Consider the following 26,946-nt stretch of genomic DNA (forward strand, 5'->3'; position numbering starts at 1 on the left):
AATGTCAGCAAAAAAAACCCTCAACATCATTCGGTGTGGAGGGTTTTTTTGTTTGTAAAATACCGATGACAATTTGTTAGTTATCGGGCAAACTGTTGTAATTCTTATTAAGGAGAATAATCAATGGAAGCTTGGACATGGTGGTTGGTGCTAGCTGGTGTGGTCGTCATTTGTGAGTTGTTTACTGGGACTTTTTATTTGTTGATGTTCGCAGTTGGTTTGTTTAGCGCATCAATTGTTTCTTTATTTACAGATTCTACGCAACTACAAATGTTGATTGCTGCTGTGGTGGGCAGTGCAGCGACCTTGGCGCTACATACTAGTAAATACGGTTGGAAACAACGTAGAGAAGTAGCGACTGATCCGAACGTGAATATCGATATTGGTCAGCAATTAAGAGTCGATGAGTGGCAAGAGCAAGGGAATGGAATTTCATTCGCAAGAGCAAAATATCGTGGTGCGATGTGGGATGTTGAGTTGCGTCATGCGCATGCGAGTGCCGGTTTGTTTGTGATTGAGGCGGTAGAGGGAAGTCGATTAATTGTGCGTCCAACGTAGATTTGTGTGCTCTGTATGACTTGGTTGAAGTAAAAAATGATGTTGGTTTAAATAAAAAAAGGAAAATGAGATGGAAAATTCAGGCTTTGTCGTATTAGTTTTATTTGTGCTCGCATTAGTCTTCATCATGAAGACAATTAAGGTGGTTCCACAACAAGATGCGTGGGTAGTTGAGCGCCTTGGTAAATATCATGCGACCTTAGCACCTGGTCTCAATATTGTCGTGCCGTTTGTTGATCGCGTTGCTTACAAGCACGTCTTGAAAGAGATTCCGCTCGATGTACCACCACAAGTTTGTATCACCAAAGATAATACGCAGCTACAGGTAGATGGCATCTTGTATTTTCAAATTACTGATGCGATGCGAGCTTCTTACGGTTCGTCAAATTACATCGCTGCAATCACACAGTTGGCACAAACCACGCTGCGTTCAGTGATCGGTAAGATGGAGCTCGATAAGACTTTTGAAGAGCGTGATCACATCAATACAACAATTGTGAATGCAATCGATGAATCTGCGGCGAATTGGGGTGTTAAGGTATTGCGTTATGAAATTAAGGATTTGACGCCACCCAAAGAGATTCTGCATGCTATGCAAGCGCAGATTACGGCTGAGCGTGAAAAACGTGCTTTGATCGCTGCTTCCGAAGGTCGTAAGCAAGAGCAAATTAATATCGCTACTGGTGAGCGTGAGGCATCGATTGCGAAGTCAGAAGGTGAAAAACAGGCATCGATTAATCGTGCCGAAGGACAGGCCGGCGCAATCCGTGCAATTGCAGAAGCGAGTGCTGACGCGATCCGTCAAACCGCTGCTGCGATTCGTGAACCTGGTGGTGAAGATGCGGTGAATTTGAAAGTGGCTGAGCAATATGTTGCAGCTTTCGCGAATTTGGCGAAAACCAATAATTCCATCATCGTTCCTGCCAATATGAGTGATATGAGTGGCTTGATCGCTAGTGCTATGCAAGTGGTGAAGGCACAGAAATAATTCATATTTTTTGAACGCAGATTTATAGATTGCCTTGCTATAGATTGCTTAATGGTGAATTGAATAGTGTAGATGATTTATTTGTGTCCGCTTCAGTCTGATTAGTCGATATTGCTATTCAAACTTGATGGTCCTATCGTCAGTCTGAGTGAGGAAATAACTGCAAAGCCCCAACATGTCTTTTCGTGTTGGGGCTTTGTGTTTTTGCAACATCTCCTTTAATTTATATTGTTATTTTAATTAAATATTTTTACACTTAAAGCCCATTCAATAACGCGAGAGAACTAAACATGTTTTTTCATCGCTTTCAATATGTTCTAAGTACATTAGGTCGTAAGCAGCATTTTGAAGCTGAATTACTTAAGGGCTGTAATTCAACCGTGCCGATGCGCCGCTTGCTGCTGTCAAGCATCCTAACAGTTGGGTTCCTCTCCGGAAAAGGGTTTGCCGCGTCAAGGCAAACTAGTGAGGCGAGTGAAGAATTGCCGCCATTGAAGAAAACATTCAATTCGACCTTAGCTTTAGTCCTGCCTAAGACAATTTCATTTGCAAAAGAAATAGAAGGGGAAATTGCTAGCTATTTGATCAGTGAGAAGCTTGACGGTGTCAGAGCCTACTGGGATGGCAAACAGTTATATTTTCGTAGTGGTCGCATAATTAATGCGCCTAAATGGTTTGTTGAAAAATTTCCAGACCATCCTATGGATGGTGAACTCTGGATGGGACGCGCGCAATTTGAAGCATTATCTGGTACGGTGCGGCGCCAAATTCCACAAGATGAAGAATGGCGGAAAATTCATTATTGTTTATTTGAGTTGCCACTTGCTACTGGGGACTTTCGGACCCGTGTCGTTTCTCTAGAAAAATTGGTTGATGTGGTTCGTATACCTTGGTTGAGTGTCATTCCTCAAGAACATTTATCGACAGTGGAGCAACTTGAGACAAAGTTGAAACAAATTGTTTTACGAAAAGGCGAAGGACTTGTTTTGCATAAAAGCGATGCCTTATTTCAAGCGGGACGGTCTGCTGAAGTTTTAAAACTTAAACCTCAGCACGATGCGGAAGCAAAGGTGATTGCGATTTTGCCTGGACGTGGGAAGTATCACGGCATGATGGGCGCGCTATTAGTCGAAACGAAGGACGGACAAAGATTCAAATTGGGTACTGGATTTGATGATGCCATCAGAAAAAATCCGCCGCCCGTAGGAAGCTTGCTTACCTATCGTTATCGGGATTTGACAGGAAATGGCTTGCCGAAATTTGCGAGTTTTGTTCGTGTGTTTCATCCGGAGTAGGTATTGGTCTGTATTTCTGTCAGTCGTAGAGCGGGCGACTCTTCGGCTCTCAACAAGGGCTTTATTCGACCATATATTTCTTTTTTAATGTGTCGATTAAGCCAGTAGTCTTTACCTTATCAAATGCCAACCGAATTTTTTTGATGGTGATGGGGTCACATTTTTTATTGATGGCAAAGTAGAGTTGAAATTCGTCATTTAAAACATACACCGCTTCCATCGCGTCTTTCGGATAGGGCAGTTGATTCAATTCATAGTTTGCACCAGCTCTAGTTGCAAGGATTAGGTCGACCCGTTTAAAGAAAAGTTTTTTTAGGTTCGACGCGGTTGTAGGCGCCTCGTCAATTTGCTTGCGTGGGAATAAACCTCGATCCATGACTAGCTTGAGACTGGAAGTATCACGTACGATACTGACCGTGTACTTCTTTAAATCCTCTTTGCTATTGATTTGAATATCTTTGCGTTCAGCCAGTTTGAATAGCCATAATTTTCGTGTCGCAACTGGGCCTATCCATTCGAAGTTTTCTTCGCGTTCTGGCGTTCGGGTGGTGGTATAGATAAGGCTATTCGCTTCTTCACTCGCCTGTTGAAAAGCACGATTCCAGCTCATTAACTTGTAACTGGCGTCGATCTCCGCTTCGCGCAAGACGGCTTGTAGCAGTTCGGTCGAATAGCCTGTTAGCTTGCCGTTTTTTTCATAACTATAAGGCGGCCAAGATTGCGTGTAGACGTGCAGCGTTTGGGCTTGTAGCAAGCTTGCGGCAACCACAAGTGATATTGCCAAACTAATTTGAGACAACCGCAAACGAAGTTCGCGCACTTTGCTCTCAATATCAGAAAATTGATGCCTTATGGTAATGCTGAATCAGATGATAAGCAAGAAAGCTGTCGATAACTTGTTATGTATAAAAAATTTCACTGATTTGAAGAGACTTCCGTACAACATACCGCGTGGCCGGACTTTGAAGAGACTCTGGCAGCAAGTGTCTTAGATGCACTAGCTAAGACACCGTAGCATCGCGATGTTTTTCTATCTAAAGTTTGATCGCGTCCGGCACTTGCGCTGAGGTCTCATTTGTTGGTTTTGCATGCCTTTTATTTATGTGCTGATGCAATTTGTTGTAGCAATGCTCAGCTACTAATTCGCTGCTTCTAAAAACTCCTGTTGCTCCAACCAGTCGGCTTCCAATTGATCTAGCTCTTTGACCACATAGGCTTGATCCAATAGGAGATTTTTTAGCTTCTCTTTGTTGGCGTCGTCGTAAATTGCACTATCTTCGAGTTGCTTGCTGTAGTCTTCTTTTTTGAGATTCAGTTTAGCCATTTGCTCTTCTAAGCGTTTAATGCGCGCTTCGATTGGTTTGCGTAATGCAGCAATACGCTGACGCTCTTCGGCATCACGGCGCTTGCGTTCTTTGTCATCGATAGGCGTGCTCGGTACTGGCTGGGCTTGCGGCAGAGCGCTTGCTTTTTCTTTTGATTTGCTTGGTAGTGTCGTAGGGGTGGCTGCTGCCGCGGCTTGTTCCAATTTGGTTTTATACAGCCAATCTTTGTAGTCGTCTAAGTCACCATCGAATGGTAAGAGCTTGCCGTCGGCAACAATAATAAATTGGTCGGTCGTGGCACGTAATAGATGACGATCATGTGAGACCACCACCAAGGTTCCTTCGAATTGAGCGAGCGCTTCGGTTAATGCTTCACGTGTTTCTAAATCTAAATGGTTAGTCGGTTCATCGAGTAATAACAGGTTAGGGCGCTGCCAAACGATCATCGCCAATGCTAAGCGTGCTTTTTCTCCGCCAGAAAATGGCGCGATTGGGCTGGTGACCATGGTTCCTGGGAAATTGAATCCACCCAAAAAGTTACGCAATTCTTGCTCGCGTACATCGGATGCAATATGTGCCAAATGCCACAATGGCGATTCGTCATGTCGCAACATTTCTACTTGATGCTGGGCGAAGTAGCCTATCGATAAACCTTTGCCCGTCGTAATCGAACCTTTGAGTGGCGCCAGTTCACCGACGATGGTTTTGATGAGTGTTGATTTACCCGCACCGTTGATTCCAAGTAGACCAATGCGCTGACCGATTTGCAGCGAAAATTTCACGTCGCCGACAATTTTCTTTTCGGTAAAACTGTGATCAGTTTGTGACTCCAGTCGATAACCACAATCGACATCGTCCATCACTAACATAGGATTCGGTGCGCTCAAAGGTTCGCGGAATTCAAATGAAAATTCAGCCGCTGCACGTAATGGTGCCAATTCTTCCATTTTTTCCAAAGCTTTGATACGACTTTGTGCTTGTTTCGCTTTTGATGCTTTTGCCGCAAAACGATCAATAAACGATTGCAGATGAGCGCGTTTGCGATTTTGTTTTTCAATTGAGCTCTGTGCCAGAATCAATTGCGCGGCGCGTTGGCGTTCAAACGCAGAATAGTTACCTGAATAGCGTTTTAATTTGCGCTCATCAATATGTACGACGACGTTGACAACACCATCTAAGAAATCTCTATCATGCGAGATGATGATCAAGGTTCCTTCGTAGCGTTTGAGCCAATCTTCTAGCCAGATAATTGCGTCCAAATCCAAATGGTTGGTTGGTTCATCGAGCAGCAGTAAATCAGATTTGCACATCAATGCTTGTGCTAGATTTAAACGCATGCGCCAACCACCGGAGAAACTCGCTACCGATTGTTCCATTTGTTCCAGCGTAAAACCTAAGCCCAGTAACAATTGTTCACCACGTGAGCGCACCGTGTAGGCGTCTGCATCAGCTAAGGCACCATATACCTCACCGATGGCGATGCCGTTATCATGTGATTCTGGTTGCGCTTCGAGTTCTGCTAATTGTGCTTCTAATTTTCTTAGTGTGACATCGCCGTCAATCGCGTAATCAATCGCGCTGCGTTCGAGTGGTGGGGTCTCTTGTGCGACATGTGCCAATTGCCATTTGGCGGGGAACTCGATGCTGCCTTGATCTGGGTGTAATTCGCCTCGTAGCATTGCAAACAGGCTGGATTTACCCGCGCCATTGGAGCCAATCAAGCCGATCTTGTCGCCGGGATTGAGTGTGACATCGACGCTGTCGAAAAGTGGCTTGGTGCCGCGGGCGAGGATGACCTGTTGAAGACGTATCATAAATAACTAACAAATAGAAAAGCGTAGCGAACTACAAAAATAAAAATGCTCAAAACGCTTTATCAAACGTTTTGAGCGATAAGGCGAAGCGCAAGAAAAGTGCTTAACTAGCTTCTTGCAATTGTTCTGCGGTGAGCAGGAAAACCATATCATCACCGGCGCTGGTCGATAGCCAAGTTAAACCATATTCAGCGAATGCTTCTTCGGCAAAAACACGTTCATTGCCAATCTCGACCATTAAAATACCATTTGGTTTGAGTCGTGATGCGGCGCCTGCCACGATTTTGCGCACTAGATCCATACCATCGTCGCCACCAGCTAAGGCGATTTGTGGCTCATGTAAATATTCTTTGGGCAGTTTGCTCATTGAATGTGAGTTCACATACGGCGGATTGGTAATGATCATGTCGTATAACTTGTCAGGGATATTGGTGTACAAGTCGGACTCAATCAAAGTAATGCGATCTTCTAATTCATAAGTGGCGATATTTTTAGCTGCGACCGCCAACGCATCTTTAGAAATATCCACCGTATCAACATGTGCATTTTCAAAAGCGTCCGCTAACATGATAGGCAGGCAACCAGATCCAGTGCACAGCTCGAGAATGTCGGTGACTTCTTCGGGATCTTGTACCCACGGTGTAAAGCGCTCAGGAATTAACTCTGCGATAAATGAGCGTGGCACAATCACGCGCTCATCAACATAGAAGTTATAAGTGCCTAACCAAGCTTCATTAGTAATATAGGAAGCGGGTATACGATCTGTTGCACGACGTTCAATGACAGCGATCGCCGCATCAATTTCGTGCGGTAAGAGACGTGCATCCAAGAACGGTTCAATTTTATCGAGCGGTAACTTTAACGTGTGCAGCAATAAATAAGCGGCTTCATCCAAAGCATTGGCACTGCCATGTCCGAAAAAAAGTTGTGCCGTGTTAAAGCGTGTTACCGCGTAGCGCAATAGGTCTCGCAGTGTTTGGAACGGGAGCGTATTTGCATTCGTCATAGCATTCTTAGCCTAGTAAAAGATTTTCCAGCGCGCGGCGGTAGATGTTTTTGAGTGGATCAATGTAGCGAACTTCAATATGCTCATCAATTTTATGGATACTGCCATTCGGTGGACCAAACTCAACCACCTGCGGGCAAATTTTGGCGATGAAGCGTCCATCTGAGGTGCCACCAGTGGTGGATAATTCTGTCGTAACGCCCGTTTCATCGTGAATCGCCTTCGCCAAGGCATCACTTAAATTGCCTTTGGGTGTTAAGAAGGGATGACCACCAATTGTCCATTTTAGATCGTACTTCAGTTTATGCTTATCGAGTATCGCATGCACGCGTTGTTGCAATCCCTCGGCCGTGCTTGCGGTTGAAAAACGGAAATTAAAATCGATCACGACTTCACCAGGTATCACATTTGATGCACCGGTTCCACCATGAATATTTGACACCTGCCATGAAGTGGGTAGGTAATATTCGTTGCCCTGATCCCATACTTCATTGACCAAATCATTGAGCGCCGGAGCGACTGTGTGAATTGGATTTTCTGCCAGTTGTGGGTAGGCGATATGGCCTTGAATGCCTTTCACTGTGAGCTTGCCAGACATCGTGCCGCGACGCCCGTTTTTAATGGTGTCACCAAGCACTTCACTGGAAGTTGGTTCGCCAACGATGCAATAATCGAGTTGTTCGCCACGTTCTTTGAGTTTATTACAGACGACAACCGTTCCATCGGTAGCAGGGCCTTCTTCATCGCTCGTAATCAAGAACCCAATCGAACCTTTGTGATCAGGGTGTGCTGCCACAAATTCTTCTGTGGCGATGACAAACGCAGCGATTGATGTTTTCATGTCGGCTGCACCACGTCCAAATAATTTGCCATCTCGATGTGTAGGCGCAAACGGCTGCGACTGCCATTGTGAGACTGGGCCGGTTGGAACAACGTCGGTGTGGCCTGCAAAGACAACTAGAGGTTGACTCGTGCCGCGACGTGCCCAAAGGTTCGTCACGTCGTTCGATTGTATGGTTTCACATACGAAGCCCAACGGTTCTAATAAGCTGATTAAGGTATTTTGGCAGCCCTTATCTTCTGGCGTGACGGAATCAAGAGCGATTAATTGTTCAGTCAATGCGAGCGTTTTACTCATGAAAACTTACTTTTCTAAAAAAATGGAAGAATAGAGTTGGTCGTTGAAACCAACACCCACATAGTCGAGCTGATCGTCGCTGATTTGCAATACTGGACGCTTGATCAAGGACGGATTTGCTAAGATTAAATTCATTGCGCCAGCTGGTGTTTCTGCCTCATTTTTTTGTGCATCGGATAGTGCGCGCCAGCTTGTTCCTTTACGATTGATCAGTGTTTCAAAGTTTATTTTCTTTAACCAAATATCGACCTGCGCAGCGCTCAATCCGTCTTTTTTGAAATTATGAAATTCAAACGGGATAGATTGTTGTTCTAGCCAAGTGCGCGCCTTCTTGACCGTATCGCAGTTTGGAATTCCAAATAAGGTGATGCTTGAAGATCGGTTCATATTACATATTTAAATTAAATTCAGTAAAGGTTGCTTCTGTGTGGCGCTCTAGCTCAGGCTCGGCTTCGGCCGCTGCTTTTTGTGCTAACGCGGCATCATTGTTGAGCAACCATAAAAGATTGTTCGCAGAATCCGCATTTGCGAGACCTTCTTCTTGGGTAATTAAGCCGTCCTTAATCAATTGCAGTAAGGCGCGTTCAAAAGTTTGTGAGCCCGGTGCCAAGCTCTTTTCAATCGCTTCTTTAATTTGGAAAATATTTCCTTGTTCGATCAATTCGGCGACATAGCGCGTGTTGAGCATGATTTCAACAGCTGGACAGCGACCACCGTCCACCGCCTTGATTAATCGCTGTGAAATTACTGCTTTAATTGCAGAAGCTAAGTCGAGTAATAGCGCGCTACGGTTCTCAATCGGGAAGAAGCTGATGATACGATTTAAAGCTTGGTAGCTATTATTCGCGTGTAATGTGGCGACCACTAAATGACCAGATTGGGCATAAGCGATCGCTGCCATCATTGTTTCCAAGTCACGAATTTCGCCAATCAAAATGACATCAGGTGCTTGACGTAAGGAGTTGCGTAATGCCGTCTTTAAACTATCTGCATCCGTACCAACCTCACGCTGATTCACGATGGATTTTTTACTTCTAAACAAATACTCGATTGGATCCTCGATAGTTAATATGTGACCAGTTTTGGTCTCATTCCGATAATCGAGCATAGAAGCAATCGAAGTCGACTTTCCTGAACCTGTAGCACCGACCACAAGAATTAATCCGCGCTTCTCCATGATTAATTCAGATAAAACTGGTGGTAGGTGCAGCGATGAAATGGCAGGGATGTTGCCCGGTACAAAACGGAATACCGCCGAAGTCGATCCACGTTGTCTAAACGCAGACAAGCGGAATCGACCAACGCCAGCCATGCCGATTCCCACATTGAGTTCGTTCTCTCGCTTGTATTGCGCTATTTGTTCGCCAGATAACACTTCACCAAGCAAAGCCAAAATATTATCTTCATCCATCTTCTGTTGATTGATGGGAAGCAGATTTCCATTGATTTTTAAATGTATCGGCGAGTTGATGGCGAAGAACATATCGGAAGCGTTCTTGTCCTTCATCAACTGAAACAATCGATCCATTGCCATGATAATTCCTCTACGAAAATAAAAAGGATGAAACCTGAAGTTTTAATACAATGACTTAGCGTTGGATAAGGTGCTTGAATTGACTAATTAAGCACCGCGCAATAATTCGTTGATGCTGGTTTTTGATCGCGTTTGTGCATCAACACGTTTTACGATCACAGCGCAATACAAACTATATTTGCCACAAGCAGATGGCAAGTTGCCAGAGACAACGACCGAGCCTGCTGGTACGCGGCCATAACTAACTTCGCCTGTCGCACGATCATAAATTTTGGTCGATTGACCGATATACACGCCCATCGAGATTACCGAATTCTCTTCGACGATCACTCCTTCCACTACTTCAGAGCGCGCACCGATAAAACAATTGTCTTCGATGATGGTTGGATTCGCTTGCATAGGTTCAAGCACGCCACCGATGCCTACGCCACCAGATAAATGCACATTTTTTCCGATTTGCGCGCAAGAACCAACAGTAGCCCAAGTATCGACCATAGCGCCTTCATCGACATAGGCACCAATGTTGACGTAGGAAGGCATTAACACAACATTTTTGCCGATAAAACTACCACGACGTGCGACTGCAGGTGGCACGACGCGGAAGCCGCCTTTTGCGAAATCTTCTGCCGTATAGTTTGCAAATTTGGTAGGAACCTTATCGAAAAATTGCATGTGATCGCCAGATGGCATGACGATGTTGTCTTCTAGGCGGAAAGACAATAACACGGCTTTCTTTACCCATTGATTGACTTGCCATGCTCCGTCCAATTTCTGTGCCACACGCAAACTGCCTGAGTCGAGTTGTTCGAGTACATACGCAACTGCTTCACGCAATTCTGTTGGTGCATTTTTTGGTGAGAAATTTGCACGGTCTTCCCAAGCTTGATCGATGATGTTTTGTAATTGCTGTGTCATGTGATTGTCGATTAAAAGTAAAAAATTGAAAGTGATTTTTGAGAACGATTTACGAGAGCTTGCGTGCTAATAAAGAACTGTTACTTAGATAGCTTCATTTGTTCGCACTGTTATGTGTTTCTATGTATTTGCTTAACTAGTTCATCAGTTGTTTCACGAAGCTGGCGATTCTTTGCGCAGCTTCCATGCATTCTTCAACTTCGGCCACTAATGCCATGCGTATCCTTTGGCTACCAGGGTTGATTCCATGTGCCTCTCGTGCCAGAAAACTACCTGGTAAGACTGTGATATTATAGTCTCGGTAAAGACCTTGGGCGAACTCTGTGTCAGAGATTTGAATGTATTTATCGACGCGAGCCCATAGGTAAAAGGCCGCATCAGGAAGTGCTACATCAAGCACCTCCTGTAGTACTGGGGTAACTTGAGAAAATTTCTTGATATACAGTGCACGGTTTTCTATGACGTGTTGCTCGTCATTCCATGCCGCAATCGATGCCGCTTGGATACTTGGAGACATTGCTCCACCGTGGTAGGTGCGATAAAGTAAAAACTGCTTAATAATTTTTGCATCGCCAGCCACAAAGCCTGAGCGCATTCCAGGTACATTTGAGCGCTTAGACAAACTTGAAAGTGTAATGAGTCGTGGATAGTCATTACGTCCCAGAGCACGGGCGGCAGCCAAGCTGCCAAGTGGTGCTGTGTCACCGAAATAAATTTCTGAATAGCATTCATCTGCTGCAATTACGAAATTGTAGCGATCAGATAAATCAAACAATTCTTTCCAATCTTCGAGAGTCAATACGGCGCCAGTTGGATTTCCTGGCGAGCAAACATAAAGCAACTGTGTGCGTTGCCAAATCGAATCAGGCACTTGGCTAAAATCAGGCGCAAAATTTTTCGCAGGATTGGCATTCGCAAAATATGGCTCAGCGCCCGCGAGGTAGGCTGCTCCTTCGTATATTTGATAGAAGGGATTCGGGCACATCACAATTGGCTTGCCTAAATTACCTAAGCCATTTTGCTGCGGATTAATTACGGCTAGCGCCAGTGAGAATAGCGCTTCACGAGAACCATTTACCGGCAAAATCTGTGTCATTGGATCGAGCGCTGGAATCGCGTAGCGCTTGACTAACCAATTGCTGATGGCTGCGCGTAAATTGTCGCTGCCGTTGGTGGATGGATAATTGGCGAGTCCGTTTAAATTAGCAACTAGTGCATCTTTGATTAGCTGGGGCGTTGCATGTTTAGGTTCACCGAGTCCTAAGCTAATCGGTTTATAGCTTGGATTGGGAGTAATGCCGTCAAATAGCTGTCTTAATTTTTCAAAAGGATATGCTTGTAGTTTTTCTAAATTGGGATTCACGGAGAAATTCACTTAAAAATTACGGATAAAAAATCTGAAAAGAAAACAGCTGGTCTGATGCAGAATTTGCACACAAAATCTAATGAAACAAGCCAACGCGGTTTCTGAAAAATCTGCTAGCTGCGTATTATAGCTGCGCTTGCACTTAATTCTATGCACGGATTCAAGAAGCTTCGCCATTTATGTCATAAAACTGTGGAGACTTAGGATTTTTAACATCGTTTGCTAATCAAAATCTGTAAAACTTGGCATCGTGAATGTTATGATGTGCGGTCTTACTTGTCCGAACTGCAAGGAGATAGGTAATGAGAAGATGTACTTTTATTGCGTTTGTGAAAAAATAAAAGATCTTTTGGTAGCGAATCTGAAGCCGATTGAGTTTGTGTATTTTGGTCTAAAAATCGATAAATAAAAATAACGTGCGCTTAACTTCTATTAAATTAGCAGGATTTAAATCCTTCGTTGAACCTACCCATTTTCAAGTTCCAGGCCAACTAGTTGGGGTGGTTGGTCCGAATGGTTGCGGCAAGTCGAATATTATCGATGCCGTGCGATGGGTCTTGGGTGAGTCTAAAGCATCAGAATTGCGTGGAGAATCCATGCAAGACGTCATTTTTAATGGCTCGACTCATCGTAAACCTGCTGGACGTTCCTCAGTCGAATTAGTCTTTGATAATAGCCTTGGAAAAGCCGCTGGTCAGTGGAGTCAATACGCCGAAATCGCCGTCAAGCGGACTTTGACGCGCGATGGTACTTCGACTTATTACATCAACGGTCAACCTGTTCGGCGTCGTGATATCCAGGATATTTTTCTTGGTACTGGACTAGGGCCACGCGCATACGCGATTATTGGTCAGGGCATGATTTCTCGCATTATTGAATCACGCCCAGAAGAATTACGTGTGTTTTTAGAAGAAGCTGCTGGTGTTTCGCGATACAAGGAACGTCGCCGTGAGACAGAAAATCGAATTCATGACACGCATGAGAATTTAGTGCGTGTCGAAGACATTCTGCGCGAATTGAATAACAATTTAGAAAAATTAGAAGCGCAGGCAGTTGTCGCCAATAAGTACCATGCTTTGCAAGCCGATCAAGAAGAAAAACAAAAACTCTTGTGGATGCTGCGCAAGCGAGAAGCCGCAACAGAACAGAAGAAATACTTTGCCGAGATCGAAAAATGCCAGCTTGATTTGGAAGAGCAAACGGCTAAATTGCGTCATGTCGAGTTAGAACTTGAGCAAATGCGACAAGCTCACTATGCGGTGGGCGATAAGATGCATCAGGCGCAAGGGAATTTGTATCAAACCAATGCAGAAATTGGTAGTTTAGAAGCGCAAATTAAGTTTGTGATTGAATCTCGTGCGCGCTTGCAATCGCAAATCAATTCTTTATCTGCGCAACGTGATCAATGGCAGCGCCAAGGTCAACAATTTCAAGACGATCTGGCCGATGCTGAGATGCATGTTGAAGAGTTGGCGATGCGCAGTGAACAGGCGCAAGAGTCTGTGGCGCAGCAGAATGAAAAAATTCCCGCGCTTGAGCAAAGTTGGCGCGACGCGCAGTTAAAAGCGACCGAATCGCGCGCCAAGATCATGCAAATGCAACAGCAGATCGAGTTAGAATCTGCACATCAGCGTAATGCGTCGAATATCTTGAATACCTTAGCAGTACGACGTGAGCGCTTAAATCAAGAGAAGCAAGGCTTGGTGGTTCCTGATTCTTCGCATTTGCAAAATCTCTCCATGCAGTTGGAAGAGAAAAAACAAATGTTGGAAGAAGCAACTTTTCAATTAGAAGAAGCGCAAGCTGGCTTGCCGCAATTAGAGGAAGAGCGTCGTTCTGCACAAGAGCAAGTTAATCAAGATACGGCGCATTCGGCGCAACTCGACGCAAAGTTGGGGGCGCTGAAATCCTTGCAAGAAAAAGTCGAAAGCCAAGGTAAAGTACAACCATGGCTGGCGAAGCACGAGCTAGAAAAATTGCCGAAACTATGGCAAAAAGTGCAGATAGAAAATGGCTGGCAGACCGCGCTTGAGTCGATTTTGCGTGAGCGCACCTCCGCTTTAGAAATGTCAAATTTAGAGTGGGCAAAGGCGTTTTTCAGTGACGCTCCTCCGGCAAAATTGGCGCTCTATTCACCACAAGTGCTTGCTCCTGTGACGATGGTTGAGGGATTAAAACCCTTGTTTAACTTACTGCAATTGAATGATGCTGGTGTGCGTAGTGTGATGCAAGATTGGCTGCACAATGTATTTGTCGCACCTGACGCGCCCACTGCATTCGCGGAGAGAACAAAGTTGCCTGCAGGTGGATGCTTCATCACCAAAGAAGGACATATTATTAGCGCCAATAGTGTGCGATTTTATGCGGCAGATTCTGAGCAAGATGGCGTACTGGCGCGTCAACAAGAGATAGAAAATATAAGCAAACAGGCACGCGCTCAACATTTGTTAGCGGACGAAGGCAAGACGCGTGCAGTTCGTGCGGAAGCAGCTTTGAGTCAGGCAACACATAGCTTGCAAGAATTGCGAGTTCGCGTAGCCGGATTGACGCAAGCGGTGCATGGTTTGCAGATTGAATACATGAAGTTGGCCGAAGTGCAGGAACGCTTTAATCAGCGCAGCACGCAAATTGCATCTGATTTAGCGGAGATTGCTGAGCAAGAACAAGAGCAACAGACTGCGCGCGCAGAGTCAGAAGCGAAATTTGAAGAACTTGATATCGCCCTTGCTGAAATGCAGGAAACGCATGAAGATGGACAGACTGCTTTCCTTGAAAAAGAACAGCATTTGAACGACGCGCGTATACGTCTACGTGATTTGGAATTGGCTGCGCAAGAAGCCAGTTTCTCGGAAAAAACGCATCGCGTCAAAATGGAAGAGTTGCGACGAAATATCGCAACCGCGTTAGAGCAATCTTCGCAATTGTTCGCCAATATGCAGCAAGGCCAGCTTGAGTTAGAAAGCATGGATGAACAAACTGCTCACGCAGGTTTGCAAACCTTGTTGGAAAAACGTAGTGATCAAGAACGCGTATTGGCGGATGCCCGCCATGAGCTTGATCAGTTGACGCAAAAATTGCGTCACGCAGAAGAGTCGAAGATGCAAGTTGAACGCAGTTTGCAACCGCAGCGTGATCGGATTGTTGAATTGCAGCTGAAAGAGCAAGCCGCGCGTTTGAATCAAGAACAATATGAAGAGCAACTAAGTAATTTCGAAGTTGATGAAGCTGCGCTCGAAGAAAAATTACATGATGATTTGAAACCGTCCTATTTACAGGGTGAGGTAACACGTCTGACCAATGCGATCGCCGCTTTGGGTGCGGTGAATTTGGCGGCACTTGATGAATTGGCGCAAGCAACTGAACGCAAAACCTTCTTAGACGCGCAATATGCAGATTTGACCGAAGCAATTACCACATTGCAGGATGCAATTCACAAAATTGATATCGAAACACGTGATTTATTACAAGATACTTTTAATCGTGTAAATCATCATTTTGCAGAGTTATTTCCAATTTTGTTTGGTGGTGGTCAAGCGAAATTGATTATGACTGGGGATGAAATTCTGGATTCTGGCGTGCAGGTGATGGCACAACCACCTGGTAAAAAGAATGCGACTATTCATTTGTTGTCGGGTGGTGAAAAAGCATTGACGGCAACGGCACTGGTGTTCTCGATGTTCCAGTTAAATCCTGCACCGTTTTGCTTACTCGATGAGGTTGATGCGCCGCTGGATGATTCAAATACAGAACGTTTCTGTAATATGGTGAAACGGATGTCTAGCAATACACAATTTTTATTTATCTCCCACAATAAGATTGCAATGGAAATGGCGCAACAATTAATTGGCGTGACCATGCAAGAGCAGGGGGTTTCTCGAATCGTTGCGGTTGATATGGAATCTGCCGCAAGTTTAGTTGGTGAGGGTTGAGCAGTATGTCAGAGTTAACAATGAGTTTGATTATCGCGGGTGTTGCGTTTGTTGTGATTGTTTATATTTACAGCAAATGGCAAGAGTACCGTGCTCGAAAAAGTGTAGATCGTGCATTTTCTGATGGGCACGATGATGTGCTGATGAATGCACATGATGATGTCGACCTTGTTCGTCAAGAACCACAATTCGATCACGACGAGCTTAGTGAACTTGATGCTGCAGATCCAGTCGACTTTGCTGGTGGTGAGCCGGGATCAGAAAACAACGTGGCAAAACAGGATTTTGATGCGACCATGTTCGGCAAAGAATTGTCGGTTGATGATCTCATTGATTGTGTCATTCCTTTGGAGTTTGATGCGCCAATTCGGGGTGAACGCTTACTCAAAGAAGTCAGTGACTTAAAATATGTCGGACGCAAGCCGGTGCATTTTATTGGTCTAACACACGATGGTGTGCGTGATGAAATTGCACATGGCAGCATATACACAGCGATGTTTGCGGGTATCCAAATGGTGAGTCGTAGCGGTCCTTTAAATGAATTGGAGTATTCTGAATTTGTCAGCAAGTTACGTGAAATTGCAGATCGTCTGAATGCACATTCCGACGTGCCTGATATGAATCGCGTGATGTCGAACGCACGTGAACTGCATCAGTTTGTGGCTGAACACGATGCCCAGCTTAGTGTTAACGTTTTGTCGAATGGTGCACCGTGGGACATCACAACTTTGCTCGGCGCTTTAGAAAAACAAGGATTTGACGTTCGCCCAGATGGGCGTCTGGTGATGCCTGATGGTGATGTCGGTAATTTGTTTACGCTTTCCACCAATGTCAGCGCCAGTGAGACAGTGACATCAAAATTGACTTTGCTATTGGATGTTCCTTGTGTTTCTCCCGACCTTGAGGGTTTTGGTGTCATGGCAAAATGCGCTCGTTCTCTTGCATCGAGACTTGGCGGCACCGTTGTCGATGACGGTAATAATCCTATTTCTGAGCAAGCCTTAGGTGAGATCGCAGAGCAAGTGCGCGAATTTTGTAATGCGATGGCGATAGCAGAAATTCCTGCTGGTTCTCGTCGCGCGAAACGCTTATTTAGTTAATCTGACCAGACGCTTCATCATGCAAAATGATTTATTTGGGGATAGGAACGCTGATTTAGGTGCTTCGAATGTAGAGTCGTTGTCAGATCAAGCAAGGCGTTTGCGTGAAGAGCTCACGCAACACGCCTATCTCTATTACACCTTAGATCAACCAAGTATTCCGGATGCCGAATACGACAAGCTGTTTCGGCAATTGCAAAACTTAGAACAAAATTATCCTGAACTAAAAACGGCGGATAGTCCTACGCTAAGGATTGGTGGTGCCGTTTTACCCGAGTTTTCACAAGTTCAACATACCGTTCCAATGCTGTCCTTGAATAATGGTTTTGAGGACGAGGATGTGCTTGCCTTTGATCGTCGCGTGCGTGAAGGATTGGGCCTTGATAAGCAGACCAATCAGCAGGAGATTGAGTACGCGATTGATCTAAAGTTTGATGGCTTGGCGATTAATCTTCGTTACGTTAATGGTGTTTTTACCCAAGCTGCTACGCGTGGTGACGGCTACACAGGCGAAGACGTCACTGAGAATATTCGCACTATTCGTAGCTTACCTTTGCGCTTGCGTTGCGATAATCCGCCCGCAATTCTCGATGTGCGTGGTGAAGTGTTGATGTTCAAGGCAGATTTCGACAAACTTAATCAACGTCAACGTGAACTTGGTACCAAAGAATTTGCCAATCCACGAAATGCGGCGGCGGGTAGCTTGCGACAATTGGATTCAAAAATCACTGCGCAACGTAGTTTGCGTTTTTTTGCTTATGGCATAGGAGCGTTGGAGGGAGCAGATTTGCCTACTTCGCATCGTGATTTGTTGGATTGGTATCAGCAAATGGGCATTCCAACTTGCGAAGAAAAAGCTTTGGTATCAGGCGCACAAGGTTTGCTCGATTTTTACCGCGCGATACAAGAAAAACGTGCCAAATTGCCCTACGAAATTGATGGCGTCGTGTACAAGGTCAATCGATTTGACCGGCAGGAGACACTGGGTTTTGTGTCGCGTGCACCGCGTTTTGCCATCGCCCATAAATTTCCTGCGGAAGAAGCATTGACAACTGTGTTGGATATCGAAGTGCAAGTTGGTCGTACTGGTGCGATCACACCAGTCGCTCGATTGGCTCCCGTTTTTGTTGGCGGTGTGACGGTCACCAATGCGACTTTGCACAACGAAGAAGAGGTTCAGCGCAAAGATGTAAGAGTCGGTGACACAGTCATCGTTCGACGTGCTGGAGATGTGATTCCTGAGGTCGTTGCCAGTGTTTTGGAAAAACGACCTGAAGGAACGCATCCATTTTTATTGCCGAAGCAATGTCCTATTTGCGGTTCGGATATTCTTAAACTTGAAGATGAAGCAATTGCGCGCTGCTCTGGTGGTTGGATTAAATGTGCCGCGCAACGTAAAGGTGGTCTGTTCCATTTTGCTTCGCGCAAAGCCTTAAATATTGAAGGCTTGGGTGAACAGCTAATTGAGCAATTAGTCGATAAAAATGTGGTGACCACCGCTGCTGATTTTTATAAATTGGGCTTAATGGCTTTGGCCGAACTAGATCGTATGGCAGAGAAGTCAGCGCAAAATGTATTAGATGCACTGGAGACTTCTAAATCGACGACCTTGCCACGATTCATTTATGCGCTTGGTATTCGGCATGTGGGTGAGTCGACCGCCAAAGATTTAGCGCTACATTTTGCAGAAATTGAAGCACTCATGGCGGCGACCGAAGAGCAACTTTTGCAAGTGAATGATGTTGGGCCAGTCGTCGCTAGATCAATTACACAGTACTTTTCCGATCCAATTAATGTTGAGTTAGTGCGGCAATTAATTGCTGCGGGAATCCATTGGCCGACCATTGAAAAAATCGATCTTAGTACCGCAATTTTTGCAGGTAAAACTTTAGTGTTAACTGGAACGCTACCAAATCTAAGCAGAGATCAAGCTGCAGCACTCATAGAAAAACATGGCGGCAAGGTGGCAGGCTCGGTTTCCAAGAAAACTAGTTATGTAGTTGCCGGTGAAGATGCTGGTAGTAAGTTAATAAAAGCACGTGAGTTAGGTATTACCGTCTTATCGGAAGAAGAGTTATTGACTCATTGTGGCACGCAATAAGATGATGACATATTCGGTAAGTCGAATAGCCGGTGTGTAAAAACAAGCGAAAGAGAAAATCGCGCAAGAAAATAGTACAAAAAATAGAATAATGGTGGTGAGGGTTTTATGAGAAAAATTAGAAAGGCAGTCTTTCCAGTCGCCGGTTTTGGTAGTCGATTTTTGCCAGCGACAAAGGCGCAGCCAAAAGAAATGCTATCAGTAGTGGATAAGCCCTTGATTCAGTATGCGGTAGAAGAAGCAGTTGAAGCTGGCATTACTGAAATGGTGTTTATTACTGGACGCAATAAACGGGCAATCGAAGATCACTTTGACACAGCGTATGAACTGGAGCATGAATTAGAAGCTGCGGGTAAAGATACTCTGTTGGATATTGTTCGTAGCGTAATCCCGAGCAACATCCATTGTATTTATATTCGGCAACCAGCAGCGCTCGGATTAGGTCATGCGGTCTTGTGCGCTCGTCCGGTAGTTGGTGAAGATCCTTTTGCTGTTTTATTGGCGGACGATTTAATGGATGTGCGTCCTGGCCAACGTGGTGTAACAGCACAGCTCGCCGCTTTATATGCACAAGAAGGTGGGAGTATCGTTGCGGTCCAAGAGGTAATGCGCGAGTTCACCAATCAATACGGTATTGTCAGTGGCGAAGCATATAAACCGAATCTTGAGCGGATGTTAGGCATTGTCGAAAAACCGAAACCAGAAGAAGCACCATCGACGTTAGCGGTCGCTGGTCGTTATGTGTTAACCGCGAATATTTTTAATTATTTGGAAAAATTAGGTAAGGGGTCGGGCGGTGAGATTCAATTAACAGACGGCATTGCAGCCATGTTGAAAGACGAGGCGGTTTTTGCGTATCGATGTGATGCAAAGCGCTATGATTGCGGCTCCAAGCTCGGCTACCTTAAAGCCAGTGTTGCACTGGGATTAAAACACCCTGATATGGGTGAAGATTTTGCTAAGTATCTGCAAGAGTTGAAACTCACCCCGTAAATTTCTTTCGTCAAAACAGGAGCTCAAAATCTATGATTTATCCAATTTTGAAGATGGGTGATCCACGTTTGCTGAAAGTCTCTGATCCGATTCAAGACTTTGATACGCCGGCTTTGCATCAATTGATCGCAGATATGTTTGAAACCATGCAGCATGCCAACGGAGCTGGTTTGGCAGCACCACAAATTGGCATCAATTTGCAATTGGTCATTTTTGGTTTTAAGAAAAACCCACGCTACCCAGATGCACCCAATGTCCCTGAGACGGTGTTGATCAATCCCATTTTAACGCCTTTATCCACCGACACTGACGAGGCATGGGAGGGCTGTTTATCTGTGCCAGGAATGCGTGGCTTGGTGCCGCGCTGGAGTCGTTTGCGTTATGAAGGATTCGATCAGTTTGGAAATAAAATTGATCGTGAGGTAGATGGCTTCCACGCAAGAGTCGTGCAGCATGAAACCGATCATCTAAACGGCGTTCTCTATCCTATGCGGATCAAAGATTTGACCAAGTTTGGATATACTGAAGTATTGTTTCCTGAGTTAGATCCGAGCGATGATGATTAATACTCGCAAATACATGCATGTAAGATTTTGATTTCTTTGCTAAACAAAAAGCCGTCTATTGACGGTTTTTTGTTTGATGTTGCTAATTAGGCTGACATCGCTTTCGAATTTGAGTTTCATACCTGAGTTGGAAATCATCGATGATTGCGAGACATCATCATTAATCGCTCAAATAAATGTAGGTCTTGCTCATTCTTTAAAAGTGCACCGTGAAGTGGTGGTGTCATGCTTGCGCCATCTTTCGCATTGAGCATTTCTGCGGGAATATCCTCTGCCAACAGCAGTTTCAGCCAGTCAATGAGTTCAGATGTTGATGGTTTTTTCTTCAGTCCATTTATTTCCCGTAGTCTATAAAAAGCTTCTAATGCATTGACGAGTAACTCCTCCTTCAAATGCGGAAAGTGCACATTGACAATCTCCTGCATGGTTTGTTTGTCTGGGAACTTAATGTAATGGAAGAAGCAGCGACGCAAAAAGGCATCGGGTAGTTCTTTTTCATTATTCGACGTGATAATCACAAGTGGACGATGTTTCGCTTTAATCATTTCACGCGTTTCATAAACATAAAACTCCATTCGATCTAATTCTCGCAATAGGTCGTTTGGAAACTCAATGTCCGCCTTATCAATTTCATCAATTAATAATACGACTGGTTGATCTGCATGAAACGCCTGCCACAAGACGCCTTTGACGATATAGTTATGAATATCCTTCACACGTTCGTCGCCAAGTTGCGAATCACGTAAGCGTGATACCGCATCATATTCATACAATCCCTGTTGGGCTTTTGTGGTTGATTTGATGTGCCACTGTAAAAGTGGCATACCAAGTGCGGCTGCTACTTCTTCTGCTAACATCGTTTTGCCGGTTCCTGGCTCGCCTTTGATTAACAACGGGCGTTGCAGCGTTAATGCGGCATTTACTGCGAGTTTTAAGTCATTTGTGGCGACATAGTTATCCGCGCCATTGAAACGTTTGTTAGTCATCATTATTAGTTTAAATTGGAAATATCAGAGTCAAAGAATGCTGCAAGTTAGGTGAGTATAAACAAAATAATTTTATTATTGGCTTGATTCGCTGTTCTAGTAGAAAGCTTCGAACAGTATTTATTGCAGAATTGAATTCTCATGCAGGCTAATAAAAATGACCTTTGCAGCGAAAATGTGTCTGAAATACACATGAAAATTGCGCAAAATTAATGGTTATCAGCTAAAATGCTGACTTCGATCAAATCGCTGTTTTGATTTTCCTGATTATTTTCTCTCAGCTAATATGAAAAAATTATTTGCTCTACTCGCTTTGGCGAGCGTCGCACAGGTTGCTGTGTCGGCTGAAGTCGTTGGTAACGCGAAAGCCGCAGAAAACAAAGTGGCGATGTGTATTGGTTGCCATGCAATCCCTGGTTATAAAGCGACTTTCCCAGAAGTTTACCAAGTTCCAATGATTGGTGGACAGTCCGCTAAATACATTGAAAATGCACTGAAAGCATATCGTAAAGGTGATCGTAAGCATCCATCTATGCGTGGTATCGCTGGAAGCTTGAGTGATCAAGATATTGCAGATTTGGCTGCCTACTACGCACAACAGAAATAAGTTGAGGATAATGATGAAAAAAATCGTTTTAGCAGTTTTGGCATCAACATTGTCTGTTGCGGCATTTGCTGGTGGAAATATCGAGGCTGGAAAAGTAGCCGCAGCAAAATTTAATTGTGCTTCATGCCACGGTGCCAACTACAGTGAACCAATTGACCCTAGTTACCCAAAATTAGCTGGTCAACATAAAGATTATTTGGTTCAAGCATTGAAATCTTACCAGCGCGGTGCTGTTGGTACTTCTGGCCGTAGCAATGCGATTATGGAAACGCAAGCAAAGGCTTTGAGTAACGCGGATATTGAAAATATTTCTGCGTATTTGGCTAGCTTAAAAGGTAGTTTGGTATTGAAAAAATAATCACCGTATCTTTTGGTGGAATTGGCTGACTAGAATTGGCTTGATTTAAACACCGTCATTCTTCAGCTATAAAAAACCTCACTTTTTAGTGAGGTTTTTTTACGACTAAACGAATGTTTGATAGATTATTTTACGCTCAACAACATCTCATTCAAACGTTTAACAAAAGCACTTGGGTCTTCAAGTGTTCCGCCTTCAGCCAAAGCTGCCTGATCAAATAAGATGTGCGACCAGTCGTTAAATTTGGCTTCTTCGTACTTCAAGCGTTGCACCAAAGGATGATCTGGATTGACTTCCAAGATAGGCTTAGATTCTGGCGCGGCTTGACCAGCGGCTTTCAACATTCTGACTAGGTTACCTGATAATTCATTTTCATCGGCAACTAAACAAGCAGGTGAATCTGTTAAGCGGAAAGTGATGCGAACGTCTTTGGCTTTATCTGCCAAGGCCGTCTTCATTTTTTCGACTAGATCTTTGAATTGAGTTTCGGTTTCTTCATGCTGCTTTTTCTCAGCTTCGTCTTCTAATTTACCCAAATCCAAATCACCTTTGGCGACAGACACCAAATCTTTGCCTTCGAATTCAGTCAAGAAAGACAACATCCATTCATCAACGCGATCTGTCAACAACAAGACTTCAACACCTTTTTTGCGGAAGATTTCTAGGTGTGGGCTGTTCTTAGCTGCTGCGTAGGTGTCGGCTGTGACGTAGTAGATCTTGTCTTGGCCTTCTTTAGCGCGCGCGATGTAGTCAGAAAGCGAAACGTTTTGGATGTCGCTATCATTGCGTGTAGAGGCAAAACGGAGTAGGGCGGCAATGCGATCTTTATTTGCTGCATCTTCACCAATACCTTCCTTCAAAACTTGACCAAACTCTTTCCAGAAGCTCGCAAATTTTTCTTTTTTGCTTTCAGCTTCATCGCCCTCAGCATTCGCCAAGTCTTCCAACATGCCCAACACACGTTTAGTTGAGCCTTCGCGAATCGCTTTGATGTCGCGAGATTCTTGCAAGATTTCACGTGATACGTTCAAAGGTAAATCGTTGGAATCAATAATGCCTTTGACGAAGCGCAAATAGACCGGCATCAATTGCTCGGCATCGTCCATGATGAAGACGCGTTTGACGTAGAGCTTAATGCCACCACGTTTATTGCGATCCCACATATCAAATGGTGCGCGGCTTGGAATGTACAGCAGTTGCGTGTACTCGCTGCGACCTTCGACGCGATTGTGGGTGTGCGTCAGCGGAGCGCTGTAATCGTGTGAAATGTGTTTGTAGAATTCAGTATATTGTTCAGGTGTGATGTCAGACTTGCTGCGCGCCCACAAAGCACTCGCTTGGTTGACTGTTTCAAGCTCATCTCTCAATACTTGTTCTTTCTTCTCATCATCCCATTCTTCTTTTTGCATCAAGATTGGCAAGGAGATATGATCTGAATAAGTGCGGATAATCGATTTCAATTTCCATGAAGACAGGAATTCATCTTCACCTTCACGCAAATGTAGGGTAATAGCCGTACCGCGATCTTCTTTGGTGATTTGTTCGACACTGAAATCGCCTGCGCCTGCAGATTCCCAGCGAACGCCTTCGCTAGCAACAGTGCCAGCACGACGGGATTCAACGGTCATCTTATCGGCAACGATAAAGCCAGAGTAGAAACCAACACCAAATTGACCAATCATGGCGGCATCTTTTTGTTGGTCGCCGGAGAGTTTTGCAAAGAATTCTTTGGTGCCAGATTTCGCAATCGTACCTAAATGATTAATCGCGTCGTCACGCGTCATACCTATGCCATTGTCGGCAATCGTGATGGTGCGCGCTGCTTTATCGAAGCTGACGTTGATTTTGAGTTCTGAATCATTCTCAAATAGACTGGCGTTGTTAATTGCCTCAAAGCGCAGTTTGTCTGCCGCATCCGAAGCATTGGAAATTAACTCTCTCAAAAAGATCTCTTTGTTTGAATACAAAGAATGGATCATCAATTGCAATAACTGCGAAACTTCAGCTTGAAATCCTAGGGTTTGTTTTTCTGACATGCTTTCCTCGATGTTGAAGTATAAATAGTTAATTTACTAAATAAATTTGGCGAAAATAACGCGAGTGAAGGGACAGGTAGGGTGTTTGCTGAAAATTTCAAGAGGAATTTCTCGTTTATTTCGCAATTGAGCTGAGTTTTGAGGTGATTAAGTCAATCTATTGCGTTGGGTTTGTGTTGGACATTAGGATAGATTTGTCCACTTGAGTTGAATATGACATGCGACTTTCTGTCATCATTTAGTAGTAAGTCTTTGAAATAATGACGAAAATATCTGCATTGTTTGTAATCGAGACGTAAGTTTTGCATTGCAACATGCTATAATCGCGGGTTATCCGAATTACCTCTAATTAAACACAATCATGACCGACAATATTCGCGCTATTCGCAACATCGCCATTATCGCTCACGTTGACCACGGCAAAACAACGCTGGTGGATCAATTGCTGCGTCAATCTGGCACTTTCCGTGATAATCAACAAGTTGATAATCGCGTTATGGACTCCAACGATATTGAGAAAGAGCGCGGTATTACGATTCTTTCCAAAAACTGTGCAGTTGAATACAAAGGCACTCATATCAACATCGTTGATACCCCGGGCCATGCTGACTTCGGCGGTGAAGTTGAACGTGTATTGTCCATGGTTGACAGTGTTTTGTTGCTAGTGGATGCGCAAGAAGGTCCAATGCCGCAAACCCGTTTCGTTACGCGTAAAGCTTTGGCATTAGGTTTGAAGCCTATCGTGGTTGTGAACAAGATTGACCGTGAAAATGCGGATCCGCAAAAAGCGGTGAATGCAACATTTGAGTTGTTCGACAAACTCGGCGCAACGGATGAACAATTAGATTTCCCTATCGTTTACGCTTCTGGTTTCAAAGGCTACGCTGGTCTCGAAGACACAGTGCGTGAAGGTAATATGGAACCGTTATTTGACGCGATTTTGAAATACGTTCCAGCACGTGAAGATGATCCAAATGGTCCATTGCAATTGCAGATCACGTCTTTGGAATACTCTTCTTACGTCGGTAAGATTGGTGTTGGCCGTATCTTGCGTGGCCGTATTCGTGGTGGTCAAGACGTCGTGTGGATGAATGGTCCAGAGGACAAACCAACCAAGGCGCGCGTCAATCAAGTGTTGACGTTCAAAGGGTTGGATCGTGTCCAAGTTGAAGAAGCCTATGCCGGCGACATCGTTTTGATCAACGGTATCGAAGAGTTGGCGATTGGTTCCACAGTGTGTGCGGTTGACACACCAGAAGGTTTGCCAATGTTGAAAATTGACGAACCAACGTTGACCATGAACTTCATGGTCAATACTTCGCCATTGGCTGGTCGTGAAGGTAAGTTCGTCACGACACGTCAAATTCGTGATCGCTTAGAGCGTGAATTGAAGTCCAACATGGCATTGCGCGTGGTGCAAGCTGAGGGCGACGATTCCACATACGAAGTTTCTGGTCGCGGTGAATTGCACTTGACGATTTTGATCGAAAATATGCGTCGTGAAGGTTTCGAGTTGGCAGTGTCTCGTCCACGCGTTGTTTTCAAAATGATTGATGGTGTACGTTATGAGCCATACGAAAACTTGACGGTCGACGTTGAAGAAGTCAACCAAGGTGGCGTGATGGAAGAGCTCGGCCGTCGTCGTGGCGACTTGCAAAACATGGAACCGGACGGTAAAGGTCGTGTTCGTTTGGAATACCATATTCCAGCACGTGGCTTGATTGGTTTCCAAGGCGAATTCATGACCTTGACGCGTGGTACTGGTTTGATGAGCCACGTCTTCGACGAATACGCTCCAGTAGACAATACCAAAGGTGAATTGGCTGGCCGTCGTAACGGTGTGTTGATTTCTCAAGAAGATGGTGCTGCTGTTGCTTACGCGATTTGGAAGTTGCAAGATCGCGGCCGTATGTTTGTCAGCCACAACGATCCAGTGTACGAAGGCATGATCATTGGTATTCACTCTCGCGACAATGACTTGGTTGTGAATCCAGTTAAAGGTAAGCAATTGACGAACGTGCGTGCGTCCGGTACAGACGAAGCGGTACGTTTGGTACCACCAATTCAGTTGAATTTGGAATACGCGGTTGAATTCATTGAAGATGATGAATTGGTCGAAGTCACACCGAAGAGCATTCGTTTGCGCAAGCGTTTCTTGAAAGAACACGAGCGTAAGAAGGCATCTCGCGAGGCGTAATATGCGTTTGAGGATAAGTTCCTCATTCATATTGTCGCTTGTCGTAAGTCAGTGAAAAATTTTATTCGATTTACGTAAAGTAATAAGAAGCCCGCTTGATTCTTTGTCAAGCGGGTTTCTGCTTTCTATTTTGG

21 protein-coding genes are annotated in these 26,946 nt (G+C 44.6%); 11 read left to right on the forward strand and 10 right to left on the reverse strand.

Going from position 1 to position 26,946, the window contains the following annotated elements; translation table 11 throughout:
* The first annotated feature begins 123 nt into the window (after window positions 1-123).
* The 3 genes from KDM92_RS00615 to KDM92_RS00625 all read left to right on the forward strand — a co-directional run bounded on the left by KDM92_RS00615 (window position 124) and on the right by KDM92_RS00625 (window position 2,841).
* Entirely contained in the window at window positions 124-558 is a 435-nt protein-coding gene (locus KDM92_RS00615) for an NfeD family protein (protein ID WP_212682543.1), read from the forward strand.
* Between the two features lie 70 nt (window positions 559-628).
* Window positions 629-1,546 carry an SPFH domain-containing protein gene (locus KDM92_RS00620; protein ID WP_189344088.1) on the forward strand — a complete coding sequence of 306 codons (918 nt, stop codon included), beginning with the start codon at window positions 629-631 and terminating at the stop codon, window positions 1,544-1,546.
* A 290-nt stretch (window positions 1,547-1,836) separates the two neighbouring features.
* Entirely contained in the window at window positions 1,837-2,841 is a 1,005-nt protein-coding gene (locus tag KDM92_RS00625) for a DNA ligase (RefSeq protein ID WP_212682544.1), read from the forward strand.
* Between the two features lie 61 nt (window positions 2,842-2,902).
* Here KDM92_RS00625 and KDM92_RS00630 read toward each other — a convergent pair whose 3' ends face one another.
* The 8 genes from KDM92_RS00630 to dapC all read right to left on the reverse strand — a co-directional run bounded on the left by KDM92_RS00630 (window position 2,903) and on the right by dapC (window position 11,936).
* Complete coding sequence (locus tag KDM92_RS00630; protein WP_212682545.1) at window positions 2,903-3,661, reverse strand: substrate-binding periplasmic protein; 759 nt, start codon at window positions 3,659-3,661, stop codon at window positions 2,903-2,905.
* Between the two features lie 318 nt (window positions 3,662-3,979).
* Complete coding sequence (locus KDM92_RS00635) at window positions 3,980-5,980, reverse strand: ATP-binding cassette domain-containing protein (RefSeq protein ID WP_212682546.1); 2,001 nt, start codon at window positions 5,978-5,980, stop codon at window positions 3,980-3,982.
* A gap of 103 nt (window positions 5,981-6,083) precedes the next feature.
* A complete protein-coding gene (prmB, locus tag KDM92_RS00640; RefSeq protein ID WP_212682547.1) occupies window positions 6,084-6,986 on the reverse strand; it encodes a 50S ribosomal protein L3 N(5)-glutamine methyltransferase in 903 nt (300 codons plus the stop codon).
* A 7-nt stretch (window positions 6,987-6,993) separates the two neighbouring features.
* Window positions 6,994-8,124 (reverse strand): succinyl-diaminopimelate desuccinylase, encoded by a 1,131-nt coding sequence (gene dapE, locus KDM92_RS00645; RefSeq protein WP_212682548.1) that lies wholly within the window; start codon window positions 8,122-8,124, stop codon window positions 6,994-6,996.
* A 6-nt stretch (window positions 8,125-8,130) separates the two neighbouring features.
* Window positions 8,131-8,511, reverse strand: a complete 381-nt coding sequence (locus tag KDM92_RS00650; protein ID WP_212682549.1) for an arsenate reductase — start codon at window positions 8,509-8,511, stop codon at window positions 8,131-8,133.
* 1 nt (window position 8,512) lies between these two features.
* The gene (locus KDM92_RS00655) at window positions 8,513-9,658 is read right to left on the reverse strand and encodes a PilT/PilU family type 4a pilus ATPase (protein WP_212682550.1); all 1,146 of its coding nucleotides are present in this window, start codon (window positions 9,656-9,658) and stop codon (window positions 8,513-8,515) included.
* An 87-nt stretch (window positions 9,659-9,745) separates the two neighbouring features.
* Window positions 9,746-10,573: a 2,3,4,5-tetrahydropyridine-2,6-dicarboxylate N-succinyltransferase gene (gene dapD / locus KDM92_RS00660; protein ID WP_212682551.1), complete on the reverse strand. Its 828-nt coding sequence runs from the start codon at window positions 10,571-10,573 to the stop codon at window positions 9,746-9,748.
* A 136-nt stretch (window positions 10,574-10,709) separates the two neighbouring features.
* Window positions 10,710-11,936: a succinyldiaminopimelate transaminase gene (dapC, locus tag KDM92_RS00665; RefSeq protein WP_212682552.1), complete on the reverse strand. Its 1,227-nt coding sequence runs from the start codon at window positions 11,934-11,936 to the stop codon at window positions 10,710-10,712.
* Window positions 11,937-12,355: 419 nt separating this feature from the next.
* Between dapC and smc the strand changes: the two genes are divergently transcribed.
* The 5 genes from smc to def all read left to right on the forward strand — a co-directional run bounded on the left by smc (window position 12,356) and on the right by def (window position 20,628).
* Window positions 12,356-15,868 (forward strand): chromosome segregation protein SMC, encoded by a 3,513-nt coding sequence (smc, locus tag KDM92_RS00670; RefSeq protein ID WP_212682553.1) that lies wholly within the window; start codon window positions 12,356-12,358, stop codon window positions 15,866-15,868.
* 5 nt (window positions 15,869-15,873) lie between these two features.
* On the forward strand, window positions 15,874-16,968 hold the full coding sequence (locus KDM92_RS00675) for a cell division protein ZipA C-terminal FtsZ-binding domain-containing protein (RefSeq protein ID WP_212682554.1): 1,095 nt from the start codon (window positions 15,874-15,876) through the stop codon (window positions 16,966-16,968).
* Window positions 16,969-16,987: 19 nt separating this feature from the next.
* Window positions 16,988-19,069 (forward strand): NAD-dependent DNA ligase LigA, encoded by a 2,082-nt coding sequence (ligA, locus tag KDM92_RS00680; protein ID WP_212682555.1) that lies wholly within the window; start codon window positions 16,988-16,990, stop codon window positions 19,067-19,069.
* A 108-nt stretch (window positions 19,070-19,177) separates the two neighbouring features.
* Window positions 19,178-20,062: a UTP--glucose-1-phosphate uridylyltransferase GalU gene (galU, locus tag KDM92_RS00685; RefSeq protein ID WP_212682556.1), complete on the forward strand. Its 885-nt coding sequence runs from the start codon at window positions 19,178-19,180 to the stop codon at window positions 20,060-20,062.
* 32 nt (window positions 20,063-20,094) lie between these two features.
* On the forward strand, window positions 20,095-20,628 hold the full coding sequence (gene def, locus KDM92_RS00690; protein WP_212682557.1) for a peptide deformylase: 534 nt from the start codon (window positions 20,095-20,097) through the stop codon (window positions 20,626-20,628).
* 134 nt (window positions 20,629-20,762) lie between these two features.
* Here def and KDM92_RS00695 read toward each other — a convergent pair whose 3' ends face one another.
* Window positions 20,763-21,614, reverse strand: a complete 852-nt coding sequence (locus tag KDM92_RS00695; protein ID WP_438947450.1) for an AAA family ATPase — start codon at window positions 21,612-21,614, stop codon at window positions 20,763-20,765.
* A 286-nt stretch (window positions 21,615-21,900) separates the two neighbouring features.
* Between KDM92_RS00695 and KDM92_RS00700 the strand changes: the two genes are divergently transcribed.
* Window positions 21,901-22,221: a c-type cytochrome gene (locus KDM92_RS00700; protein WP_186920588.1), complete on the forward strand. Its 321-nt coding sequence runs from the start codon at window positions 21,901-21,903 to the stop codon at window positions 22,219-22,221.
* 13 nt (window positions 22,222-22,234) lie between these two features.
* Window positions 22,235-22,579, forward strand: a complete 345-nt coding sequence (locus tag KDM92_RS00705) for a c-type cytochrome (protein WP_212682559.1) — start codon at window positions 22,235-22,237, stop codon at window positions 22,577-22,579.
* Window positions 22,580-22,704: 125 nt separating this feature from the next.
* Here the strand turns inward: KDM92_RS00705 and htpG are convergent, their stop codons facing one another.
* Window positions 22,705-24,615: a molecular chaperone HtpG gene (gene htpG, locus KDM92_RS00710; RefSeq protein ID WP_212682560.1), complete on the reverse strand. Its 1,911-nt coding sequence runs from the start codon at window positions 24,613-24,615 to the stop codon at window positions 22,705-22,707.
* 361 nt (window positions 24,616-24,976) lie between these two features.
* Between htpG and typA the strand changes: the two genes are divergently transcribed.
* Window positions 24,977-26,812, forward strand: a complete 1,836-nt coding sequence (gene typA, locus KDM92_RS00715; RefSeq protein ID WP_212682561.1) for a translational GTPase TypA — start codon at window positions 24,977-24,979, stop codon at window positions 26,810-26,812.
* Window positions 26,813-26,946: the final 134 nt, after the last annotated feature.

Source organism: Affinundibacterium baiyunense (genome assembly GCF_018139645.1).
Classification (GTDB): Bacteria; Pseudomonadota; Gammaproteobacteria; order Burkholderiales; family Burkholderiaceae_D; genus Undibacterium; species Undibacterium baiyunense.